Annotated in this window: 18 protein-coding genes; 3 read left to right on the top strand and 15 right to left on the bottom strand. The window is 65.7% G+C overall.

Annotated features, from left to right (window positions below; translation table 11 throughout):
- Nucleotide 1 precedes the first annotated feature (1 nt).
- The 14 genes from C795_RS0110260 to C795_RS0110195 form a co-directional block, all read right to left on the bottom strand.
- Nucleotides 2-1,678 (bottom strand): ribonuclease J, encoded by a 1,677-nt coding sequence (locus C795_RS0110260; RefSeq protein WP_017793671.1) that lies wholly within the window; start codon nt 1,676-1,678, stop codon nt 2-4.
- A 15-nt stretch (nt 1,679-1,693) separates the two neighbouring features.
- Complete coding sequence (dapA, locus tag C795_RS0110255) at nt 1,694-2,671, bottom strand: 4-hydroxy-tetrahydrodipicolinate synthase (RefSeq protein ID WP_017793670.1); 978 nt, start codon at nt 2,669-2,671, stop codon at nt 1,694-1,696.
- A gap of 85 nt (nt 2,672-2,756) precedes the next feature.
- Nucleotides 2,757-3,287, bottom strand: coding sequence for a dihydrofolate reductase (locus C795_RS0110250; protein ID WP_017793669.1), 531 nt, complete (start codon nt 3,285-3,287; stop codon nt 2,757-2,759).
- Between the two features lie 13 nt (nt 3,288-3,300).
- Entirely contained in the window at nt 3,301-4,110 is an 810-nt protein-coding gene (locus tag C795_RS0110245) for a thymidylate synthase (protein WP_017793668.1), read from the bottom strand.
- Between the two features lie 171 nt (nt 4,111-4,281).
- Nucleotides 4,282-5,874 (bottom strand): APC family permease, encoded by a 1,593-nt coding sequence (locus C795_RS0110240; protein ID WP_017793667.1) that lies wholly within the window; start codon nt 5,872-5,874, stop codon nt 4,282-4,284.
- A gap of 154 nt (nt 5,875-6,028) precedes the next feature.
- Nucleotides 6,029-6,487, bottom strand: coding sequence for a hypothetical protein (locus C795_RS0110235; RefSeq protein WP_017793666.1), 459 nt, complete (start codon nt 6,485-6,487; stop codon nt 6,029-6,031).
- Nucleotides 6,484-7,224 (bottom strand): 4-hydroxy-tetrahydrodipicolinate reductase, encoded by a 741-nt coding sequence (gene dapB, locus C795_RS0110230; protein ID WP_026139594.1) that lies wholly within the window; start codon nt 7,222-7,224, stop codon nt 6,484-6,486. The genes C795_RS0110235 and dapB overlap by 4 nt, the downstream gene beginning before the upstream one ends.
- Nucleotides 7,221-8,576: a M16 family metallopeptidase gene (locus C795_RS0110225; protein WP_017793664.1), complete on the bottom strand. Its 1,356-nt coding sequence runs from the start codon at nt 8,574-8,576 to the stop codon at nt 7,221-7,223. The genes dapB and C795_RS0110225 overlap by 4 nt, the downstream gene beginning before the upstream one ends.
- A gap of 51 nt (nt 8,577-8,627) precedes the next feature.
- Nucleotides 8,628-9,956 (bottom strand): guanine deaminase, encoded by a 1,329-nt coding sequence (gene guaD / locus C795_RS0110220; RefSeq protein ID WP_017793663.1) that lies wholly within the window; start codon nt 9,954-9,956, stop codon nt 8,628-8,630.
- 134 nt (nt 9,957-10,090) lie between these two features.
- Nucleotides 10,091-12,361 (bottom strand): polyribonucleotide nucleotidyltransferase, encoded by a 2,271-nt coding sequence (locus tag C795_RS0110215; RefSeq protein ID WP_017793662.1) that lies wholly within the window; start codon nt 12,359-12,361, stop codon nt 10,091-10,093.
- 218 nt (nt 12,362-12,579) lie between these two features.
- A complete protein-coding gene (locus C795_RS0110210; RefSeq protein ID WP_051053799.1) occupies nt 12,580-13,092 on the bottom strand; it encodes an SRPBCC domain-containing protein in 513 nt (170 codons plus the stop codon).
- A gap of 126 nt (nt 13,093-13,218) precedes the next feature.
- Nucleotides 13,219-14,808, bottom strand: a complete 1,590-nt coding sequence (gene serA / locus C795_RS0110205; RefSeq protein WP_017793660.1) for a phosphoglycerate dehydrogenase — start codon at nt 14,806-14,808, stop codon at nt 13,219-13,221.
- 144 nt (nt 14,809-14,952) lie between these two features.
- On the bottom strand, nt 14,953-15,273 hold the full coding sequence (locus C795_RS0110200; protein ID WP_017793659.1) for a hypothetical protein: 321 nt from the start codon (nt 15,271-15,273) through the stop codon (nt 14,953-14,955).
- Nucleotide 15,274: 1 nt separating this feature from the next.
- Nucleotides 15,275-15,784, bottom strand: a complete 510-nt coding sequence (locus tag C795_RS0110195; protein WP_017793658.1) for a hypothetical protein — start codon at nt 15,782-15,784, stop codon at nt 15,275-15,277.
- A 110-nt stretch (nt 15,785-15,894) separates the two neighbouring features.
- On the opposite strand from C795_RS0110195, the gene C795_RS0110190 reads away from it, so the two are divergent.
- From C795_RS0110190 to C795_RS15760, 3 genes are all read left to right on the top strand, one after another.
- Nucleotides 15,895-16,785, top strand: coding sequence for a hypothetical protein (locus tag C795_RS0110190; RefSeq protein ID WP_017793657.1), 891 nt, complete (start codon nt 15,895-15,897; stop codon nt 16,783-16,785).
- A 29-nt stretch (nt 16,786-16,814) separates the two neighbouring features.
- Nucleotides 16,815-19,424, top strand: coding sequence for an ATP-dependent helicase HrpB (gene hrpB, locus C795_RS0110185; protein WP_017793656.1), 2,610 nt, complete (start codon nt 16,815-16,817; stop codon nt 19,422-19,424).
- 113 nt (nt 19,425-19,537) lie between these two features.
- Entirely contained in the window at nt 19,538-20,917 is a 1,380-nt protein-coding gene (locus tag C795_RS15760; protein WP_017793655.1) for a hypothetical protein, read from the top strand.
- 75 nt (nt 20,918-20,992) lie between these two features.
- Here the strand turns inward: C795_RS15760 and ilvC are convergent, their stop codons facing one another.
- Nucleotides 20,993-22,009 carry a ketol-acid reductoisomerase gene (gene ilvC, locus C795_RS0110175; RefSeq protein WP_408605768.1) on the bottom strand — a complete coding sequence of 339 codons (1,017 nt, stop codon included), beginning with the start codon at nt 22,007-22,009 and terminating at the stop codon, nt 20,993-20,995.
- Nucleotides 22,010-22,168 lie beyond the last annotated feature (159 nt).

The following is a 22,168-nucleotide window of genomic DNA, read 5'->3' as shown; positions in this document are numbered from 1 at the left end:
GTTACACCACCACCACGACGGGAACGATCATCGACTTGCGGCGCAGCTTAGTGCCGACCCACCGGCCAACGGTGCGACGCACGACCTGCTGCAGGCCACGGCGGTCGGTGATGCCGTCCTTCATGGCATCCTCGAGCGCCTTAGCAATCTGCGGCTTGATCTTATCGTAGGTGCGCGTGTCTTCTGCCACGCCACGGGCGTGAATCTCGGGGCCCGAAACAATCTGACCAAGCGTCGTCTCGACGACGGTCACGACCGAGATGAAGCCCTCTTCAGCCATGGTGCGGCGGTCACGCAGGTCGTCGTCCGTGACGCGGCCGACGCTCTTGCCGTCGACGTAGATGTAGTCGATCTCGATCTGGCCCACGGGGCGAGCAACGCCGTCGATCAGGTCGACGACCGTGCCGTTCTCAGCAATCACGGTGCGGTTTTGGGGCACACCGGTCTCGATCGCGAGCGCCGCGTTGGCGACGAGCATGCGGTGCTCGCCGTGGATCGGCATGACGTTCTTGGGGCGCACGATGTTGTAGCAGTACAGCAGCTCACCGGCCGAGGCGTGGCCAGAGACGTGCACCTTGGCGTTGCCCTTGTGAACCACGTTTGCACCGAGCTTGATGAGCCCGTCGATGATGCGGTAGACGCTGGTCTCATTGCCCGGGATCAGGCTCGAGGCCAGGATCACGGTGTCGTCTTCGCCGACCTCGATCTGGTGCTCGCGGTTGACCATGCGGCTCAGTACGGCCATGGGCTCGCCCTGCGAACCGGTCGACATGTACACGATGCGGTGATCGGGGATGTCGCCGCTCTTCTTGAGCTCGACTAGCACGCCCTCCGGCACCGTCAGGTAACCCAAGTCAGCAGCAATCTTCATGTTGCGCACCATCGAGCGGCCGAGCAGCACGACGCGACGGCCGTTGGCGTATGCGGCGTCGAGCACCTGCTGAACACGGTGCACGTGGCTCGAGAAGCTCGCGACGATGACCTTGCCGCGGGTCTTCGAGATGACCTGCTCAATGACGGGACCAATGTTCTTCTCGGGCGAGGTGAAGCCCGGCACGTCGGCGTTGGTCGAGTCGGTCATAAAGAGGTCAACGCCCTCTTCACCGAGGCGGGCAAACGCGCGCAGGTCCGTGATGCGGCCGTCGAGCGGCAGCTGATCCATCTTGAAGTCGCCGGTGCCGATCACGAGGCCAGCGTCGGTGCGAATCGCGACCGCAAGCGCATCAGGGATCGAGTGGTTCACCGCGATGAACTCGAGGTCGAACGGACCGTACTTGGCGTGCTCGTCCTCGCGGACCACGTGGGTCTTCGGGCGGATCCGGTGCTCCTTGAGCTTCGCCTCAACGAACGCAAGGGTCAGCTTTGAGCCGACGAGCGGAATGTCTTCACGCATCTTCAGCAGGTAGGGCACGCCACCAATGTGGTCTTCGTGGCCGTGGGTCAGCACGACCGCCACGATGTCACTGAGTCGGTTCTCGAGCTTCGTGATATCGGGCAGGATGAGGTCAACACCGGGCTGGTGCTCCTCGGGGAACAGCACGCCGCAATCGACGATCAGCAGCTTCCCGTTGATTTCGTAGACCGTCATATTGCGGCCTACCTCTCCGAGACCACCCAGCGGGGTGATGCGGAGAGCACCCTTCTCGAGAGCGGGAGGGGCGTAAGGGGGGTTGGGCACGGGGCCTCCTGTTTATTAGCGGGTGGTGCCTGCAATCTGGGGCAGGGCACCGCCGGCAGCCGCATTGCGGTCCGGCCTGAAGTTTGAAAGATCGACGCCCGGAACGTTCTTCACCAGTGCGAGCTCGTCCTCGATCAGGGCGGCCTCCCACTCTTCCGGGCCGACGAGGGGCAGCCGCACGCGCGGGCTGCCAATACGGCCGAGGCCGTGGAGGATGTACTTCGCCGCAACCGTTCCCGGAACGTGCGTCATGACGGCGCGCACGAGCGGCTCAAGATTCTGGTGAGCCTCGCGCGCGGTGTGCAGATCGCCTGCGTTGACCGCGTCGATGATCGCGCGGTAGGGCGCAGCCGCAATGTTCGCGGTCACGCCGATGAGTCCGGTGGCGCCAATCGCGAGGTGCGGCAGCACGTTCGCGTCGTCGCCCGAGAAATACATCAGGTCAGTCTGGTTGAGCACACGGCTCACCTGGCTGAAATCACCCTTCGCGTCCTTAACGGCAAGAACGTTGGGGTGCTTGGCGAGACGCACGAGCGTCTCGTAAGCAATGGGCACTCCGGTGCGGCCGGGAATGTCATACAGAATGACCGGCAGATCGGTGGCGTCGGCCACCATGCGGAAGTGCGTCAGCAGACCCGCCTGGGTCGGCTTGTTGTAATACGGGGTGACGATCATGACACCGTCTGCGCCAGCCTTCTCGCTGGCCTTGTACAGCTCGATCGCGTGCGCGGTCTCGTTGGACCCACCGCCCGTGATGATCTTTGCACGACCGCCCGACACTGACTTGGCGACCTCGACAAGCTTGATCTTCTCGGGGTCTGTCAGGGTGCTGGTCTCACCCGTGGTGCCCGTGACGACGATGCCATCAGCACCGCTTGTGATGCACTCCTCTATGTGCTTCTCGGTGGCAGCCCAATCGACCTCGCCGTCAGCCTGAAACGGCGTGACGAGCGCTACCAGTACCTGCCCGAAAGGGTTCTCATGATTTGCCACTCACCTAGGCTACCGTACGCGAGGGGCTTCCCCGCTCAGGCACGGGATCCGGGCGCTCGTTCGGAGCTCTGATCCAGGCTCCGGATCAGAGTAGCTCCGGGCCTCGCTGCCACCGTTCAATGAAGAACTCGAGCCCGGTCTTCGACTGCTGCATCTCGCCGCGCGATACGAGCCGCCACTCGGGGCCAATCTCGGGAGCAAAGGTGTCGCCGCCCTCGATGTCTGCCTGAATGCGGGTTACCGCGATCTCGGTGGCCGTCGCCATTGAGGCCCGAAACAGTTCGGCTCCGCCAATGTTCCAGACAATGGGATCGGCCGCCCCGTCGTTCGCATCGTCAGCCGCTGCGAGCCCCGCTTCTACAGAGGCGACTACCGTCGCACCGGGTGCCACATACTCGGGGTTGCGGGTGACCACAATGTTGTCGCGCCCGGGCAGGGGACGCACGCGATCCGGCAGCGATTCCCAGGTGCGTCGCCCCATAATGACGGGCGCCCCCACGGTCGTGCGCTTAAAGTGCGCAAGATCCTCGGGCAGATGCCACGGCATCGTGCCATCTTTGCCGATCACTCCGCCGTTGGCCTCTGCCCAGATCAGGCCGAGTCGTGTGTGTGCCATGTCCGGGCGCGTCTTAGATCGCCACCGGAGCTTTAATGCCCGGGTGGTGCTCGTAGCCGACGACCTCGAAGTCAGCGAGCTCGTAGTCGAAGATCGAGTCCCGCTTGTTGACCTTCAGGCTCGGGTACGGGAACGGATCGCGCGAAAGCTGCCGCTCGACCTGCTCAATGTGATTGTCGTAGATGTGGCAATCACCGCCCGTCCACACAAACTCGCCGGGCTCGAGCCCGGTCTGCTGCGCCACCATGAGCGTCAGCATCGCGTAGGAGGCGATATTGAACGGGACTCCGAGGAACATGTCGGCCGAGCGCTGGTAGAGCTGGCACGACAGCTTGCCGTCGGCGACATAAAACTGGAAGAAGGCGTGGCAGGGGGCGAGCGCCATCTGGTCAAGCTCGGCCACGTTCCACGCCGACACGATGAGGCGGCGCGAGTCGGGGTTGTCGCGAATCTGCTCGACGACCTGCGAGATCTGATCGATGTGCGCGCCGTCGGGTGTGGGCCACGAACGCCACTGCACGCCGTAGACCGGGCCAAGGTCGCCCTCTTCGTTGGCCCACTCGTCCCAGATCGTCACGCCGTTGTCGCGCAGGTACGAGACATTGCTCTCGCCGCGCAGAAACCACAGCAGCTCGACCGCGACCGACTTGAAGTGCACCCGCTTCGTGGTGATGAGCGGAAATTCCTTGGCGAGATCGAACCGGATCTGCCGCCCGAAGAGGCTGCGCGTGCCGGTGCCGGTGCGATCAGCTTTGGGGGTGCCGTGCTCGAGCACCTCGCGCAATAGGTCTTCGTACGGGGTGAGAATCTCGCTAGTAGTCACACGAGCAAGTTTAACCTCTCTTGAGGCGGGGGTGGCTGAGTTGCCGTGTCCATCGCCCAGGGCGCAATGGTGCGTGCGCGGCCAGCCCGCGTCATGCGGCTCCGATCACCCACTACACAAGAAGCGCGGCATCGCTATGCGATGCCGCGCTTCTCTTTTAGTTACAAGCGACTACGAGCCGAGGCCGTCGTCGAACAGCACCATAGCCGAGGTGTCTGACGAGGCGTCAGCCTTCGACAGCACGCGTCCGCGGAAGAAGTCGGGCGACACCTTCGCCTGCACGAACATCAGTACGACGCCAATGCCGAGCACGACGACACCGATGATACCGACGAGGCCGATCCCCGCGATATTGCTGCCCGAACCAAACTCGGGATTCATGCTGTCGATCGTGGTCTGCACGAAGACGATGAGCAGCAGCACGCCGCCAATGCCGGGAAGAATGAACTTCGAGAAGATAGCCCCCACGCCTTCCTTGAAAACGGTCTTGCGGAAGTACCAGGGGCTAGCCAGCGCCGTGATTCCGTAGTAGAAGCAGACCATCATGCCGAGTGCCGTGATCGTGTCCCAGAGCACGTCCTCGCTAATGAAGCGCATCACCGCGTAGAACGCCGAGGCGACGAGCGCCGAGAGCAAGAGTGCCACATGGGGCGACTTGTACTTGGGGTGGATCTTCTTGATCGACTTGGGCACGGCACCATAGTGCGACATGGCGAGCAGCGTACGAGCCGGCGAGATCGCGGTCGAGTTAATCGACGCGAGGGCACTCACCAGGATCGCGAGCGACAGCAAGATCGCGGCGGGCCCCATGACGGGGTGCGCGAGGGCAGCGAAGACGTTTTCAGCAATGGCCGGGTTGTTGAGCCCGGTGCCCGATTCGCCGAGACCCGCGTATGCCACGGTGGCGGTCGCGGTACCCACGTACAGTACAACGAGAATGCCGACGAGGATCATGGCAGCCTTGCTCTCGGTCGAGAGGCGACCCTTGGAGGGCTTCGTCTCCTCACCCATGGTGAGCACGGTATCCCAGCCCCAGTACACGAAGATCGACACGGCGATACCCGCGGCGAACGCGCTGACACTGTCAACCTCAAGCGGGTTGAACCACGACAGCTCGGGCATGCGACCCTCGGTGTTTGCCGGGTCAGCTGCACCCACAAACATCGCGACAATAAACCAGATCAGAATCGCCATCTGGAATGCGACGGTGACGTACTGGAAGATCTTCGTCGAGGTCATACCGCGGTACGAGATAAACGTCGCGATTGCCATAAATACGAGACAAACGAGGATGTTGATGATTCGGTTGCCCGAGAGCTCAGCAATCGAAGGATCGTTTGCGACGATGCTGATCGACTGGAACAAGAATTCCACGGCAATACCGGCGAGGTTCGACAGCACCAGCACGGTTGCTGCAATGAGGCCCCAGCCTGCCATCCAGCCGACCCACGGGCCGAAGGCGCGTGATACCCAGGTGAACGACGTGCCGGAGTCGGGCATGGCCGAGTTCAGTGCACGGTACCCGAGTGCAACCAACAGCATGGGAATGAACCCCATGAGGAAGATCGCGGGGGTCTGATAACCCACTTCGCTCGCCGCCGGGCCAACGGCCGCGGTGAGCGTATATGCCGGGGCACAGGTTGAAAGCCCAATCACAAGGGCCCCGAGCACACCAACAGTGCCCGAAGGAAGCCCCTTCTTGCTAATACCGGTGTGCGAATCAAGAGTTCGCGTCGCCGGTGCATTCAGGTCATATTTCGCCATGTTACTTCAGTGCTTTCTGGCGCGCCTCTGCGCACGTATGCTCAAGTGTGAAGAGGTATGCCGCCCCGAATAACCCAAGGCGCCAAACCTCATCTCTTCGGGCATTGAGTCTATTTAGCTCGGCGTCAAAACACTAATCGGTGTGCGAATTCCCTCAAATTCGAACAAAATATGTCGATATCGCTTGTCGAATTGCTGCACGGGCACGTTTTCGGTCGCCACAGGCGTCATACATGAGCCCCAACCGAGCCCATGCTTGCCATCGATCAGGAGCAGCTTCAGCATCTGCCCGGTAGCGCTCAAACGCCGCATCTAGCTCGCCCCGATCTGGGCGAACATTAGCCTCGCGGGCTGCCGCGAGCTCCTCGGGTAGGACCCCTTCGGTTTCGAGCTGGTCCACGAGCTGCGTGGCCTGGCGCCCGAAGCGGAGCTCTCTCCACAGCGCCCAGGCGCCGATCAGCGGCAGAATGAGCATTCCGAGCCCCATGAGCACGGGCACGACGCTACCTGAAGCCAGGAGGGCCACTGCGCGCACGCCCGTGAACACGAAATACAGTACGAGCAGCACACTCATGAGCGCGACCCCGAGGATCGCACGTAGGCGCGGGCTCATGCGCCCGCTCCCCCGATGCCGAGCAGCGCGTCCAGCCCCACAGTGAGCCCTGTGGCAGTCGGTGCCGCCTCGAGAGCGGCGTGGATGCCAGCACGGTACGCCTCGTTCGAGTGGGTGTCGTGCGTAATCGAGAGGACTTCGCCGGGGCCGCCGAAGCGTACCTCCTGCTTAGCCACTACACCTGCCAGGCGCAGGCTGTGCACGGGGATACCCGCCACGAGCTGGCCGCGCGCCGGCTGCTCGGCGAATGGTGCTTCCGTGGGATGGCCGGCGCGCGCCTCTGCCATCAGCTCGGCAGTGCGCACGGCCGTGCCCGAAGGCGAATCGACCTTGTGCGGGTGGTGCGCCTCGATGATCTCAACGGCGTCGAAGTGGGGGGCCGCGATCCGCGCAAGCGCGGTTCCCAGCACCGACCCCAGCGAGAAGTTGGGCACGACGATGACGCCCGCATTGGGCAGCCCCGCGAGCCGCTCCCGCAGCAAGTCGAGCCGATCCGCAGACCACCCGCTCGTGCCGATGATCACCTGCTGGCCACGCTCGAGCGCGCGCTCAACGATGCCCGCCGAGGCGTCCGGGTGGCTCACGTCGACGACCACGTCGGCGTTCGCGCCCTCCTCGGGGGCCGAGGTGCTGCGGAGACGCGCGACCAATTCGAAGCCTGGTGTCTCCTCGACGACCTGGCAAACCAATGTTCCGAGTCGCCCGGTGGCGCCCGCGACTGCTACACGTACACTCATGCGTCCAGGCTACCCGCCCGTGAAACCTCACCGACGGCAACAACCGTCTGCGGCCGCGCGGCGATCTCGGCCGCAATCGACCGAATGTCTTCAGCTGTGACCGCGTGGAAGCGCTCAAGCGAGGTGTCGAGGTCATAGAGTTCGCCGCTGCCGATCTCGGCACGGGCGAGGCGGCTCATGCGTGTGTCTGAGTCCTCGAGCGCGAGCGCCGATGAGCCGGCGATTTGCCCGAGCGAGCGCTCGAGCTCTTCCTCGGTGACCCCCTCGGCGGCCATCTTGTTTAGTTCGATCCGGCTGAGCTCGAGCACTTCCTGGGCACGCTCGGGCGCGCAGCCTGCGTAGATTCCGAAGAGGCCCGCGTCAGAATAACTCGCGCCGAACGAGTAGGCCGTGTAGGCCAGGCCGCGCTTCTCGCGGATCTCCTGGAACAGTCGGCTCGACATGCCCCCGCCGAGCACCGAGTTCATGATGCCGTATGCGAAGCGGCGGGGGTCGTTCGAATGCAGTCCCTCCATGCCGATCATCAGATTAATCTGTTCGCTCGGGCGCTCGGTAATGTGCAGCTTCTCGCCGCGGGTGATGGAAGTGGGAACCTGCGCACGGCGCACCGGGGTACCCGGTCGATCAGTGTGCCAGCGTTCCTCGGGCGAAGCGTTCAGCGCCGTCAGCACAAGATCCACGAAGGCGTCGTGGTCGACCGCACCAGCGGCCGTCACCACGAGGGTGGACGGATCGTACTGCTCGCGGTAGTGCAGCATGACGTCGTCGCGCTTGGCCGCCTTGATTGTCTCGGGGTGTCCACCGATCGGGCGCCCCAGTGTGTGTTCCCCGAACACTGCCTCAAATAGGCGCTCACCCGCGACGTCCGCGAGATCGTCTGAAGCCATGGCGATCTCTTCGAGAATCACGCCCCGCTCCATCTCGAACTCGTCCTTGTCGATCACCGAGTTTGCCACCATGTCGGTGAGCACCGTGACCGCCTGCGTGACGTCGGCGTCGCGCACCTTGGCGTAGTAGCAGGTGTACTCCTTGGCGGTCAGCGCGTTGTGCTCGGCGCCGATCCGGTCAAAGCTCGTCGCGATCTCGAAGGCGTCACGCGTGGGCGTGCCCTTAAACAGCAGGTGCTCGAGGAAGTGGGTCGAGCCAAGGCTGCCCGGGGCGTCATTGTTCTCAGCCTGCTCGTCGCGCGAGCCCACGCCCACCCAGAACCCAATGGTGGCGCTGCGAGCACCCGGCATGAATTCAGTGAGCACGCGCAGTCCACTCGGGTGCACGGTGCGGCGCACGAGGCCGCCGCTGAGGTCGACCGAGAGCTCGGGCTGGTCGAGGGGCAAGAGAATGGGTTCACGCATTACTTCAGCCTATCGCCGCCGCCCGGTGATTCCCCGGGCGGCCCCCATTAGCTACTCGGTTGGCACCGCGTCGCGCTCCCAGACGGGGTCGCCCCCGATCCACACCCGCGCAAGGTCAGCGGGAGTCCCCCACGCGAACAGCTTTGCGATAGCGGCGTCAGCGTCTGGGGCGTGCCGCAGCCCGATCCCCAGCGGCGAGGCTGGGCTCGGGCGCACCCACACGGCGTCAAACTGGCATCCGGTCGACAACTCCCCCACGCGCGCGGACGAACTTGCAGCCGCGCCGGCGAGCCCGAGCGCCTCAGCGCCCGCGCGCGTCGCCAGGTAGAGCAGGTGGGCGCCGGTCAGCGCGTATCCGCCTCTGGGCGCGAGCCGCTGCATGAAATAGGCCTGCGCCCCCTCCTTGAGCAGCGAGAACCCGGTGCCAGCGCCCACGTCGCTGCCGAGCGCCACCCGCACCCCGTGCTGCACGTGCCGCGTGAGCGGGAATACCCCGCTGCCGAGCGAGGAATTGGAGGTCGGGCAGTGCGCGACGGCGGCGCCGGCCGCGCCGAGCCGCACGAGCTCGGCATCGCTCGGCAGCACGTTGTGCGCCAACACACTGCGCTCACCGACGAGTCCGGCACGGTCATAGGCGTCAAGATAGTCGCGCGCCTCGGGGAACTGCCTGGCCACGATCTCAACCTCGGTCTGGTTTTCGTTGAGGTGTGACGTGAACCACAGGTCGGGGTGAGAGGAAAAGAGCTCCCCCTCGCTGGCGAGCAGTTCGGTCGAGGCCGAGAGCGCGAAGCGCGGCGTCACCGCATAGCGGTTTCGCCCCACGCCATGCCATCGCGCGATCAGCTCCTCCGCCTCGGCACGCGCGCGCTCGGGCGTGGTAAGCAGTGCCGTCGGCAGCTCCCGGTCGCTCGTGACGAGCCCGGTGGTGAGGCGCACGCCCGCTCGGGCCGCCTCGGCAAACAGCGCGTCGGTCGCGTTCGCGAAGTGCGATCCGAACGCCAGCGCGGTCGTCGTGCCCGAGCTCACCAGGCCTGCCACGAACTCGCGGGCGATCTGCTGCGCGTACGCGAGGTCCACGAGCTTGGCTTCCTCGGGCAGGGCGCAGTGTTCGAGCCACTCCAGTAGCGGCCGCCCGAGGTCGCCGATCACACGCACCTGCGGGTAGTGCACGTGCGTGTCAATCAGCCCGGGAATGAGCAGCCCATCGCGCAGGTCCTCGACTTCGGCGACCGGCCAGCGCGCGCGAACGCTGGCGAACGCGCCCCGGTCGACGATCACGCCGTCGACCACCGCCAGCCCGGCATCGTCGTCTGCGCGCAGCGCTCCCCCGGCGAACGGGCTCAGGGGTGTATCACAGACGCTTGCGCGGTATAGCTTCATGTCCTGTGCTCCTCACGGGTGTGCCAGCAGCCTATCGCGCGCGAAATGGCAAACGCCCGCCGCACCTCGGGGGTGCGACGGGCGTTTGACTATCGATCCGGATCGAGCAGCAGCTGCCCCATCACGGCCGCGGCTTATTCAGCCGCGGGAGCCTCCTCGGCTGCTGCAGCAGCCTGCTCCTCAACGACGGGCTCGAGCGAGAGCTTGCCGCGATCGTCGACCTTGGTGATCTTGACGAGCACCTTCTGGCCGATCGAGAGCACCTCGTCAACCGACTCGATGCGCTTGCCGCCGACGAGCTTGCGCACCTCGGAGATGTGCAGCAGGCCGTCCTTGCCGGGAAGCAGCGACACGAAGGCACCAAAGGCGGCGTTCTTCACGACGGTGCCGAGGTACTGCTCGCCAACCTCGGGGTTCTGCGGGTTAGCAATAGCGTTGACCTGCGCGCGTGCGGCCTCAGCCGACGGGCCGTCGACCGCACCGATGTACACGGTGCCGTCGTCGTCGATCGAGATGTCGGCGCCGGTGGCGTCCTGGATGCCGTTGATCGTCTTGCCCTTGGGGCCGATCAGCTCGCCGATCTTGTCAACGGGGATGTTGACCGCGATGACGCGAGGCGCGGTGGGTGCCATCTCGTCGGGCGTGTCGATGGCCTGGTTCAGCACACCGAGGATCGTTGCGCGAGCCTCCTTTGCCTGCGACAGTGCGCCTGCGAGCACGTCAGAGGGGATGCCATCGAGCTTGGTGTCGAGCTGCAGCGCGGTAACGAACTCCGAGGTACCTGCGACCTTGAAGTCCATGTCGCCGAGCGCGTCCTCTGCACCGAGAATGTCGGTGAGGGTTGCGTAGCGGGTCTCGCCGTCAACCTCGTCGGAGACGAGGCCCATTGCGATACCAGCGACCGGTGCGCGCAGCGGCACACCAGCGTTCAGCAGCGACAGCGTGGACGCGCAAACGGCACCCATCGAGGTCGAGCCGTTCGAGCTAAGCGCCTCGGACACCTGGCGGATTGCGTAGGGGAACTCCTCGCGGCTGGGCAGCACGGGCGCAATGGCGCGCTCTGCCAGGAAGCCGTGGCCGATTTCGCGGCGCTTCGGGCTGCCAACGCGGCCGGTCTCACCGGTCGAGTAGGGCGGGAAGTTGTAGTGGTGCATGTAGCGCTTGCTGGTCGTGGGCGACAGCGAGTCGATCTGCTGCTCAAGCTTGAGCATGTTCAGCGTGGAGACGCCCAGGATCTGGGTTTCACCGCGCTGGAAGATCGCCGAGCCGTGCACGCGAGGGATAACCTGCACCTCTGCGTCAAGCGCGCGGATGTCGCGGAGGCCGCGGCCGTCCATGCGTGACTCACCGGCGAGGATGCGATCGCGCACAACCTTCTTGGTGACAGCCTTGTACGCGCCAGAAACCTGACCCTCAACCTCTGCTGCCAGCTCGCCTGCGGCGACCTTGGCCGAAATGGCCTCCTTGACGCGCGACTTGAGTGCGTCGTCAGCATCCTGACGCTCAACCTTTGCAGCGATCTGGTAGACGTTCTCAAGCTCAGCCTGAGCGAGCTCAGCGACCGCGGCGTATGCCTCGTCCGTGTAGGGCAGGAATACGGGGTACTCCTGGACAGCCTTCGCCGACTGAGCAGCGAGCTGCTCCTGTGCCTTGACGAGCTGAGTCAGGAACGGCTTTGCAGCCTCGAGGCCCTGCGCGACGACTGCCTCGTCGGGCTTCGTTGCGCCAGCCTTGATGAGGTTCCACGAACCCTCGGTGGCCTCAGCCTCGACCATCATGATCGCGACGTCTTCGGTGCCGTCAGCCTTGGTGATGACGCGGCCGGCGACCATCAGGTCGAACACAGCCTCGCCGACCTGCTCAGCGTTGGGGAACGCGACCCACTGGTCTGCGTTGTTGCCCATGCCGGGGATCAACGCGAGGCGAACGCCTGCGATGGGACCCGAGAACGGCAGACCCGAGATCTGGGTCGATGCGCTCGCCGCGTTGATCGCGAGAGCGTCGTAGAACTCACCGGGAGCGATCGACATCACGGTGATGACAATCTGAACCTCGTTACGCAGGCCATCAACGAACGACGGGCGCAGCGGGCGGTCGATGAGGCGGCAGACGAGGATCGCGTCAGTCGACGGGCGGCCCTCGCGGCGGAAGAACGAGCCTGGGATCTTGCCTGCGGCGTATGAGCGCTCTTCAACGTCAACGGTCAGCGGGAAGAAGTCGAAGTGATCCTTCGGGTGCTTCGATGCACTGGTGGCCGAGAGCAGCATGGTCTCTTCGTCCAGGTATGCAGCAACTGCGCCCTGTGCCTGCTGCGCGAGGCGGCCTGCTTCGAAGCGGATGGTGCGCGTGCCGTAACGACCATTGTCGAGAACGGCTTCGGCGAACTTGATTTCAGGACCCTCCATGGGATCTCCTTTGTTCGGGTGAGCGCGCGGCGTGGTTACAGCGAGTGCCGCACTGCTGATGTTCAGTAGAAGGCCACCCTGAGAACTCACTCACAGAGGGAACTACCACCGAAGACCAGCCCGCCGCCTGCGCGCTCGATACTTTGTCGTGGACAAATGCCCACTAGGCCAGGCTATCACCGTACGCCCACAAATTCGGGGCGAATGCGCGCGAGTGCCTACTTGTAGAAGCCTTCGCGCAGATTGATGCCGTGTTCGAGCCACGCCTTCATGGCAGCAAGCATGCCCGTCCAGCCCATGCAGTTGCCGAAGGCGCCCTCCGCCCCGGCTACCGAGTTGTGCCAGGCGCGCTCGGTGATGCGCACTTCAGTGCGTGCGCCGTGGTCGACCGACCGAAACTCGAACTCGACCCGGGTACCCGCGGGCGACACCGTCACCCCAGGCGTGCCCGCCCAGCGCAACACGATCCGAGGTAAAGCGTCGCCAGCGCCCGGGGCCACGACGTCAAGCACCTCGACCGGGAATGCACCAGGAAAGTCCGCGAAGTCCCAGGTAACCGTAGTGCCCGGTTCGATGCGCCCCTGGGCGCCTCCCGTCGTGAAATAGCGGCTGAGGACCGCCGGATCAGCCACCGCTTCAAATGTCTCTGCCGGCGGCCTGGCGATGAATCCCGAAACGGTGAATCCGAGCTCCGCGGGCGCTCCCTGGGTGTGTGCTTCGCTGCTACTCATGGTTGCACTGTACGCCCCCGTGCGCGCGTTGAACACCCGCACAACGCACAGCGGCACCGACTCCCAGAAACCTCTGAGAACCGGTGCCGCGGTGGGCCGCTACGGCCCAGAAAGTGACGTCAACTATTACGCGTCAACGTCGATCGTGTGCATGCGCTCTGCGCCGATCGCGGCGCGCAGCGTCGAAATCAGCTGATCATCCACGGGCGAGTCAACAGCGAGCACCGAGAGCGCGGTGCCCTTCTTGTCGTCGCGCGCGATCTGCAGGCCAGCGATGTTGACGCCTGCCTCACCGAGGATGCCACCGTACACGGCGACGATACCCGGGCGATCGGTGTAGCTGAATACGACGAGGTGCTCAGAGACGGGAATCTCGATCTCATAGCCGTTGATCTCAACGATCTTCTCGACCTGCTTGGGCCCGGTGAGGGTACCCGAGACCGAGATCGGCGTGCCGTCGGTGAGGGCGCCGCGCAGCGTAACAACGTTGCGGTAGCTCTCCGAGACGGTGTCCTTCGAGAAGCGCACCTCAACCCCACGCTGCTCGGCAATCAGGGGCGCGTTCACGTACGAGACGGGATCGCTGACTACCTTGGAGAACACACCCTTAAGCGCGGCGAGGCGCAGGGCCTCGACGTTACGCTCTGCGAGCTCACCGTGCACCTCGATGTCGAGCGAGGCGATGGGGCCAGCCGCGAGGCCAGCAAACACCTGACCGAGCTTCTCGGTGAGGGGCAGGCCGGGGCGCACGTACTCGTCGATCACGCCACCAGCAACGTTGACGGCGTCGGGCACCAGGTCGCCGGCGAGCGCGAGGCGCACCGACTTTGCCACCGACACGCCAGCCTTCTCCTGAGCTTCCTCAGTCGAGGCGCCGAGGTGCGGGGTCACGTTGACGTTGGGGAGGCCGGTGAGCGAGTTGTCTGCCGGGGGCTCCTGCACGAATACGTCGAGCGCAGCGCCAGCGATCTCGCCAGCAGCGAGCGCGTCAGCGAGCGCTGCCTCGTCGATCAGGCCGCCGCGTGCGACGTTGACGACGTACGCGGTCGACTTCATGGCGCGCATCTGGTCGGCGCCGATCATGCCGAGCGTGTCGGGGGTGCGGGGCATGTGGATCGTCAGGAAGTCGACGCGCTTCACGAGCTCGTCGAGCGATACCAGTTCGACTCCGAGCTGCTGGGCGCGTGCGGCCGTCACGTAGGGATCAAATGCGATCAGCTCGACACCAAACCCGCGCAGACGCTCAGCAACCAGCGCACCAATGCGTCCGAGGCCGATGATGCCGATCGTCTTCTCGTACAGCTCGGTGCCGGTGAACGACGAGCGCTTCCACAGCCCCTCGGAGAGCGAGGAGTGCGCGCGTGGCAGGTGCCGCGCCAGGCCCAGAATATGGGCAACCGTGAGCTCTGCGGCGCTAATGATGTTTGAGGTCGGGGCGTTGACCACCATCACACCCGCCTGCGTCGCGGCCTTGATATCGACGTTGTCGAGACCGACTCCGGCACGGGCGATGACCTGCAGCTGGGGCGCCCAACTGAGCGCCTCCGCATCGATCTGGGTGGCCGAGCGCACCAGCACGGCGTTTGCAGTGGCCAGCGCCGAGCGCAGCGCGTCGCGGTCAGTACCGTCGACGTGCACCACCTCGAAGTCGGGGCCGAGTGCGGCGATGGTAGCGGGCGACAATTGTTCGGCGATCAGCACGACCGGCGCAGACATCAAGCGAATCCTTCGGGTCAGCGGCATTGGGCACCCAGTCCGTACGCGACGGCCGGGATTCCATTCTAATGGCCGAACCGGGCTGGCTCTGACCGAATCGTCACGAGGCGTCACTCAAGGGCTGGGCGGAGGCCCCCAAAATCGCTACCCGAAAAAGCTGGACTGCGGCACGAGCAGCATCACTTCAAGCTGCACGGCAGCGGCAGCGCACAGCCCAGTCGCGAGCGCGAGCAGGCGCACGGCGGCCCCGCGTCGGCGCGACAGGATGAGTGCCACGACATACGCGATGGGCGGCAGCGCGACGCCAAAGATGAGCCAGAACCAACCGATCCCCGTCATCGACAGCCCCATGAGGCCCACCATTTGGGGCAGCAGCGTGAGGCTTCCCACGGCTGCAACCACCATGTAGACGTAGAGTCCGGTAACAATGGCCCACACGGCCCAGGTAATGATCCGGCGCGTCATCTTATGCACCCCACGTAAACATCGGCAGCGGCACAAGAACCACCGCACCAATCACAATCCACAGCGCAAGCCGCCAGGTCGGCGCCCCGCGGTTGAGCAGCAGCGCGCACAGGAACCAGCCGATGGGCGCGAGCGGTGCCACCCAGAACACGATCTGCTGCAGCACGCCACCGAGGGAGCCGCTCGAGGCGGCGAGGAGGTTGTTGGCGCTCTCGTAGTACTCGGCCCAGCTGAACCAGACCCAGGTGTACATGAGATAAATGCCGCCAAACACCCCCAAGACCACGAGTGCCGCGTTCGACATCTGCACTCGTGTGTCGGTGATCTCTGCTTCACCGGCCGCGTCGGCGGGCGCTTCACCGGCCGCGTCCCCCTCCAACGCTGAAGAGGGTGCCTCGAGTGCTTCGGGCTCGGGGGTCGGGGCAGGCGCCTTCGCACTCGGCGCGCCCTCGACCGTCCAGCCGCTCGCGAGGCGGCTCTCGCGGCCCTCGCTATCGTTGTCTTTTTGCACGACATAAGCCTAGCGAAGTGCATCTTTGAGTCTGCCGAACCGGGCATCAATCCTGTTACTGTGAGGACAGCAACGCAGCAGCGAAGTGACAGGACGCAAGGGGGCACCGTATGGCACAGGAACCAGGTCAGAAGTCGACGTCGAAACCGACCTCAAAGCCGACCAAGAAGATTTCACAGGTCCGCGCCAAGAACGCAGTCGATCAGCCCGTCTGGCAACCAACCCCCGAATCAGCCGCCAAGGCGACCAGGCTGCGCATCTTCGCGTGGGTCGCGTGGGCGCTGGCGATCGGGGCCGAGGCCTTTGCAATCTTCTGGGTCCTCAGGCAGTCGCCGGTCACCATGTGGCTGCTGATCACACTGATCGCGGTCGCCGGCGTACTCTCCGTAGCTGGTTCGCTGTGGTGGAAGCAAGCAAACCGACTCTCCCCCGCCTCACGCGAAGACAAGCTGCGATTCTTCGTGCAGAACCAGTTGGGCGCGATCGTCGCGATCATCGCGTTTCTGCCGCTGATCATCATGATCTTCCTCAACAAGGACATGGACGGCAAGCAAAAGGGCATCGCGGGCGGCATCGGCATCGCAGTGCTGCTCATCGCAGGCGCCGTCGGCATCAGCTGGGACGCCCCCTCTCAGGAGCAGTACGCGACCGAAACCAACATTGTGAAGCAGCTCACGGGCGAGGACACCGTATTTTGGACGAAATCAGGCAGCGTGTTTCACGTCTGTGAATCCGTGCCTGACGTCAACAAGGCCTCTCAGGACGGCACCATCTATCAGGGCACCGTCGCCGCCGCTCACGAAGCGGGCAAGGATCGGCTCACCAAGCGCTGGGAGAGCGAAGCCACGAACTACTGTGGCTACACGGCTGAGGAGGTCGCAGCGGTTGCGTCCGACAATCCGGGGCTTGACGAGGGCCCCGCGAGCACGCCCGACGAGGCTCCGTCCGACGAGCAGCCCACGCAGGATCAGCCCGCTGAGCCGCAGCCCGCGGCGGAGTAGTCAACAGCCGAGCCTCGTAAACTAGCGGGGTGACCCCGCACCTCTTTGACCTCGACCGCATCGGCGCAGGGCTCGTCGTTTCGGGCGCTCGCGCCGAGCTCGAGCACGCGGCAACGACCGGCGCCTGCGTGGTAACCGCTCCCCCGGGCACCGGCAAGACGACATTCGTGCCGCCGCTGGTGGCGAATCTGATGGCGGGTCCGGATCGCGCGCAGCGCGTGATCCTCACTCAGCCGCGCCGCGTGGCCGCCCGTGCTGCCGCGCACCGCCTCGCCGAGCTCTCGGGCACCGCGCTGGGCGAGGCGGTGGGCGTTACGATTCGGGGTGAACGTCACGTGAGCGCACGCACCCGGGTCGAGGTGGTGACCCCCGGGGTGCTGCTGCGGCGACTCATCTCTGACCCCGAGTTGGCCGGGGTGGGGGCCGTCATCCTCGACGAGGTACACGAACGCTCGGTCGAGGGCGACCTGCTGCTTGGCATGGTGTCCGAGGCCCGCGCCCTGCGTGATGACCTCATCGTGGTTGCGATGTCGGCGACGCTTGACGCAGCCGGGGTCGCAGCGCTGCTGGGTGACGCCCCCGTGGTCGAGGTGCCCTCCGCGCTGCATCCGCTGAGGATCGAGCACGCCCCCTTCGCTGGCGCGCGCCTGGGCCCGCGCGGCGTCAACCGCGAGTACCTCGCGCACCTGGCTCAGGTCACCCTCCGTGCGCAGGCCACCTCCGCCTGCGACGCGCTCGTGTTCGTGCCGGGTGCGCGCGAGGTCGATGACCTCGTCGCGCTGCTGCGAGACGGTGCCGGCGGTATTGTCGGCGGCGCCGCTGGCCGTGCGGGGATGCTCGAGATTCTGCCGCTGCACGGCCGCATCTCGGGGCGCGAGCAGGATCGTGCCGTGCGTGGTCGTGGCCCGGGCGAACCGCAGCGCATCATCGTCAGCACGTCGCTTGCCGAGAGCTCCCTGACGGTGCCGGGCGTGCGCCTGGTCATCGACTCGGGGCTGGCCCGCGAGGTGCGCCGGGACCGTGGCCGCGACATGGCCGGGCTCACCACGGTGAGCGCATCGCGGGCGAGCGCCGAACAGCGGGCCGGCCGTGCCGCGCGTCAGGGCCCAGGGGTCGCGGTACGCGCCTATTCCGAGTCAGAGTATGCGCACATGCGCGCCGCTGCCCAACCCGAGATTGCTTCGGCCGACCTCACCGATGCCGCGCTGCTCCTCGCGGCGTGGGGTACCCCGGGCGGCGTCGGCCTCGCGCTGCCCACCGCGCCACCCGAGGCCGCCATGCTGCCGGCCGTCGAAACGCTACGTGCGCTGGGGCTCGTGGACGCGACGGGCGGCATCACAGTCGACGGGCGTGCCGTTGTGCTGCTCCCGGTCGGTGCACGCGCCGCACGCGCGCTGGTCGAGGGCGCACACGAGCTGGGCGACGCGCGCCTCGCCGCTGAGATCATTGCCGCGGTGTCGGATGACTACCGCGACCCCGGCGCAGACCTCACGCGGCTGCTGCGCGAGCTACGCACGGGGCGGCACCCGGGCGCAGGCCGGTGGAAGCGCGAGGTCGATCGACTCGTGCGCAACGCGGGCACTGGCGATACCCGTGCGGGTGAGGCCGGATCCGGCGTACGCCCGCATGGCCTTGACCTGCAGGCACCCGACCCGCATGCCCCCGGCATCGTGGTCGCGCTGGGCCGCCCCGAATGGGTCGCGCGCCGCACCGGAGAGCACGCCCGCAGCTACCTGCTCGCGAGCGGCACCCGGGCCGCGCTTCCCGAGGGCAGCGGGCTTATTGCTCACGAGTGGCTCGCGGTGCACGAGGTACAGCGCGCCGAGGGGCGCGCTGCCGATGGCACCGGGGCAGTGATCCGGCTGGCGGCTCCCCTCGACGCGCACGACGCGCTCCGCATCGCGGCCACCCTCGCCTCCGACGAGCGCACCGCGCGCATCGTCGAACGCAAGCTGCGCGTGCGGGAGGAGCGCAGGCTTGGCGCGATCGTGCTGGCGTCGGTTCCGGTGCGTGCGTTACCCGAGGACACCGGCCCTGCCTACGCGGCGCACCTGCGCGAGGCCGGGCTCGAGGCTCTCAGCTGGAGCGAGGGTGCGACCGGGCTCCGCGCGCGTCTCGCGCTCCTGCACCGCGAGCTCGGCAGCCCCTGGCCCGACGTCGGCGACGAGGTGCTGCTCGCACACCTCGAGGACTGGCTGGTTCCGGATCTGTCCAAGCTGCGCCCCGATGCCTCGCTCTCGGGGCTCGGGATCTCGCAGGCTCTCAGACGACTGCTCCCCTGGCCAGAGGCGACGCGCTTCGACGACCTCGTGCCTGAGTCCCTCGCGGTGCCGTCGGGCTCGCGGGTGCGCATCGACTACGCCACGGGCGAGCGCCCGGTCGTCGCGGTCAAGCTGCAGGAGCTGTTTGGCCTCGCCGAGACGCCCCGGCTCGTGGACGGGCGCGTGCCGGTGCTGTTTCACCTGCTGTCGCCCGCACGCAAGCCGCTCGCCATCACCGACGACCTGCGCTCCTTTTGGGATGGACCGTACCAGCAGGTGCGACGCGAGATGCGGGGAAAGTATCCCAGGCATCCGTGGCCAGAGGATCCCTGGACCGCTCCAGCGACCGCGCGCACAAAGCGTGCGAGCGGCCAATAGTGGGTTGAGACCTGGGCCAGAATCCGGTCGTGCAGTAGGTTGATTCCTGACAGCACTGTCGCTGTTCGACGAGGAGCCTAGGGGATGAAGCTGTGGGGTCGACAGAATCTTCGATGAATCTCGATTCGCTCCGGGCCAGGGTCGCTGAGCTCGAGGCACAGAACCGAGAACTGACCGAGTCCGCGCAGCACGATTCGGTCGGCCCCCCACGCGTAGATGGTCCCCGCAAGCAGAGATGGCGCGCGGTGGTCTCGGGCCTACTCATCGTCGTCGGGCTCATCCTGGCTCCCCTGGCGGTGCTGGGCCCCTGGGTGCGCGCAGAGCTCGTCGACACCGATCAGTTTGTCGCGACGTTCGCGCCCCTGGTCGAACACGCCGAGGTACAGGGGTTCATAGCCGATCAGGCGATGACCGCGTTCGATGACAACGTTCCTGTCAAGGCACTCGTTGGTGAACTCTTTGACGGGCTCACCGCGCTCGATCTCCCCCCGAAAGCGAGCGCAGCGCTCAGCCTGTTGGAGGGCCCCGCAGCCGCGGGGGTGAGATCGATCGTTGAATCAGGGGTTTCAACAGTAGTCGCCTCTCCGCAGTTCTCCACGGTGTGGGAGAACGCGCTCCGCGAAACGCACAGCCGCACGATCACAGTGTTGCAGGGGCACCCTGGCGCGCTGGTGTCGCTCTCGCACGAGGGCGTGCTTTCCCTCAACGTTGGCGAGGTGACGGGCCAGATTAAGTCTGAGCTGCAGTCACGTGGGATCGGGGTCGCCGATGCGATTCCTACCATCGACCGCACGATCATCATCGTCAGCTCCGACGCGCTGGCAACGGTACGTTCCCTGTACCTCGTCGCCGTGAGCATCGGGTTCTGGATCCCGTACGTGGTGCTGGGGCTCCTCGTCGTCGGGGTCGCTATCGCGCGAAAGCGTGCGCGCACCATCGCGTGGACGGCGGCCGGAACTGCGGCGTCTCTGCTAATCCTCGCGTCTGGGGTCGGCATCGGTCGCGCAGTGTTCGTGTCGTCGCTGAGCCCGTCGATCATGTCGGCTGAGGCGGCCCGGGCCATATACGAGCAGGTCATCTCCCGCCTGGTGCCCACCATTGCGGCCCTCGTGCTGGTGGCCCTCATCGTAATGGTTGCCGCTTGGCTCGCGGGTGGATCGCGGCGCGCGCGTGCGCTTCGCGGCATAGCGGCCTCGGCGTCCGATCGCGCGCACCGCTTCCTCGACGCGCACGGGCTGGACACCCGCAAGGTCGGCCACGCTGTCGAACGATGGCACAGTGGGCTCGTCGTGCTTGTGTGCACGGCCGCCATGCTCGTGGTGCTCTTTGCGCGCCCTCTCAGCGTCGGCCTCGTCGCGTGGACGGTGGCGATCATGTGCCTGCTGCTGGTCGTCGTCGAGCTAGTGCGCAGGCCCGCGGGTGCCGAGGCTGATGCCACTGTTGAGCCTGTTGAGCCTGTTGAGCCTATTGGGTCCCAGCAGCAGCGCCCATAGCAAAGGGCCCCCGAAGCGAGTGCTTCGGGGGCCCTGGGCGTCACTACTTCAGAATGAGGCAGCTGTGCTGGCTACTTAGCGAGCGGCCGAGCCGTCGACGTAGTCGGCGTCGGTCTGCTGCCACGCGAAGAGGCTGCGCAGCTCGAGACCGGTCTTCTCGATGGGGTGCTGCTCTTCCTTGGCACGCATGGCCTGGAACTCAACGCCACCGTTGTCCATGTCCTCGATGAAGCGCGTTGCGAATGCACCCGACTGAATGTCAGCGAGCACCTCCTGCATGCGCTGCTTCACACCGGCATCGATGACGCGGGGGCCCGAAACGTAGTCACCGAACTCAGCGGTGTCAGAGATCGACCAGCGCTGCTTGGCAATGCCGCCCTCCCACATCAGGTCCACGATGAGCTTGAGCTCGTGCAGCACCTCGAAGTAGGCGATCTCAGGCTGGTAGCCAGCCTCGGTGAGCGTCTCGAAGCCTGCCTGCACGAGGTGGCTCATGCCACCGCAGAGCACAGCCTGCTCGCCGAACAGGTCGGTCTCGGTCTCCTCGGTGAAGGTCGTCTTGATGACGCCTGCGCGGGTGCCGCCGATTGCCTTCGCGTACGACAGCGCGATGTCCCACGCCTTGCCCGTTGCGTCGACCTCGACAGCAATGATGTCGGGGATGCCACGGCCAGCCTCGAACTCGCGGCGCACGGTGTGGCCGGGAGCCTTCGGGGCGATGAGGATCACGTCGACGCCCTCGGGCGCCTCGATGTAGCCGAAACGGATGTTGAAGCCGTGAGCAAACGCGAGCGTCTTGCCTGCGGTCAGCTTGTCCTTGATCTGCTCGTTGTAGATCGCACGCTGGTGCTGATCGGGAGCAAGGATCATAATGAGGTCTGCCCACTCAGCAGCGTCGGCAACGGTCTTCACCGTGAAGCCGGCCTCTTCGGCCTTAGCAATCGACTTCGAGCCCTCCTTGAGGGCGATAACTACGTCGACACCTGAGTCGCGCAGGTTCATTGCGTGCGCGTGACCCTGCGAGCCGTAGCCGACAACAGCTACCTTCTTGCCCTGGATGATCGACAGGTCGGCGTCGGCGTCGTAGTACATCTCTGCCACGGGGTTCTCCTTTGTTGGTGGTGAAAGAAAATCAGTTTGGTTTGGTGGATCCTGCGGCTCGTACCGGCGCTGTAGCGCCGGGACGAGCCGCCCGCGGGCCCCCCCCCCCCCCCCCCCCCCCGGCGCCCCTCCCCCCCCCCCGCCGCGGCG

The sequence above is a fragment of the Leucobacter salsicius M1-8 genome (assembly GCF_000350525.1).
Taxonomy (GTDB): Bacteria; Actinomycetota; Actinomycetes; order Actinomycetales; family Microbacteriaceae; genus Leucobacter; species Leucobacter salsicius.
The sequence above is the reverse complement of the archived record's forward strand: the minus strand, read 5'-3'. Positions and strand labels throughout refer to the sequence as shown.

Excerpts from the sequence above, each read along its gene's own strand:
- C795_RS0110250 (WP_017793669.1), bottom strand. The coding sequence starts at position 3,287 with ATGGCACACACACGACTCGGCCTGATCTGGGCAGAGGCCAACGGCGGA.
- C795_RS0110240 (WP_017793667.1), bottom strand. The coding sequence starts at position 5,874 with ATGGCGAAATATGACCTGAATGCACCGGCGACGCGAACTCTTGATTCG.
- C795_RS0110235 (WP_017793666.1), bottom strand. The coding sequence starts at position 6,487 with ATGAGCCCGCGCCTACGTGCGATCCTCGGGGTCGCGCTCATGAGTGTG.
- dapB (WP_026139594.1), bottom strand. The coding sequence starts at position 7,224 with ATGAGTGTACGTGTAGCAGTCGCGGGCGCCACCGGGCGACTCGGAACA.
- C795_RS0110225 (WP_017793664.1), bottom strand. The coding sequence starts at position 8,576 with ATGCGTGAACCCATTCTCTTGCCCCTCGACCAGCCCGAGCTCTCGGTC.
- guaD (WP_017793663.1), bottom strand. The coding sequence starts at position 9,956 with ATGAAGCTATACCGCGCAAGCGTCTGTGATACACCCCTGAGCCCGTTC.
- C795_RS0110215 (WP_017793662.1), bottom strand. The coding sequence starts at position 12,361 with ATGGAGGGTCCTGAAATCAAGTTCGCCGAAGCCGTTCTCGACAATGGT.
- C795_RS0110210 (WP_051053799.1), bottom strand. The coding sequence starts at position 13,092 with ATGAGTAGCAGCGAAGCACACACCCAGGGAGCGCCCGCGGAGCTCGGA.
- serA (WP_017793660.1), bottom strand. The coding sequence starts at position 14,808 with ATGTCTGCGCCGGTCGTGCTGATCGCCGAACAATTGTCGCCCGCTACC.
- C795_RS0110200 (WP_017793659.1), bottom strand. The coding sequence starts at position 15,273 with ATGACGCGCCGGATCATTACCTGGGCCGTGTGGGCCATTGTTACCGGA.
- C795_RS0110190 (WP_017793657.1), top strand. The coding sequence starts at position 15,895 with ATGGCACAGGAACCAGGTCAGAAGTCGACGTCGAAACCGACCTCAAAG.
- C795_RS15760 (WP_017793655.1), top strand. The coding sequence starts at position 19,538 with ATGAATCTCGATTCGCTCCGGGCCAGGGTCGCTGAGCTCGAGGCACAG.
- ilvC (WP_408605768.1), bottom strand. The coding sequence starts at position 22,009 with ATGTACTACGACGCCGACGCCGACCTGTCGATCATCCAGGGCAAGAAG.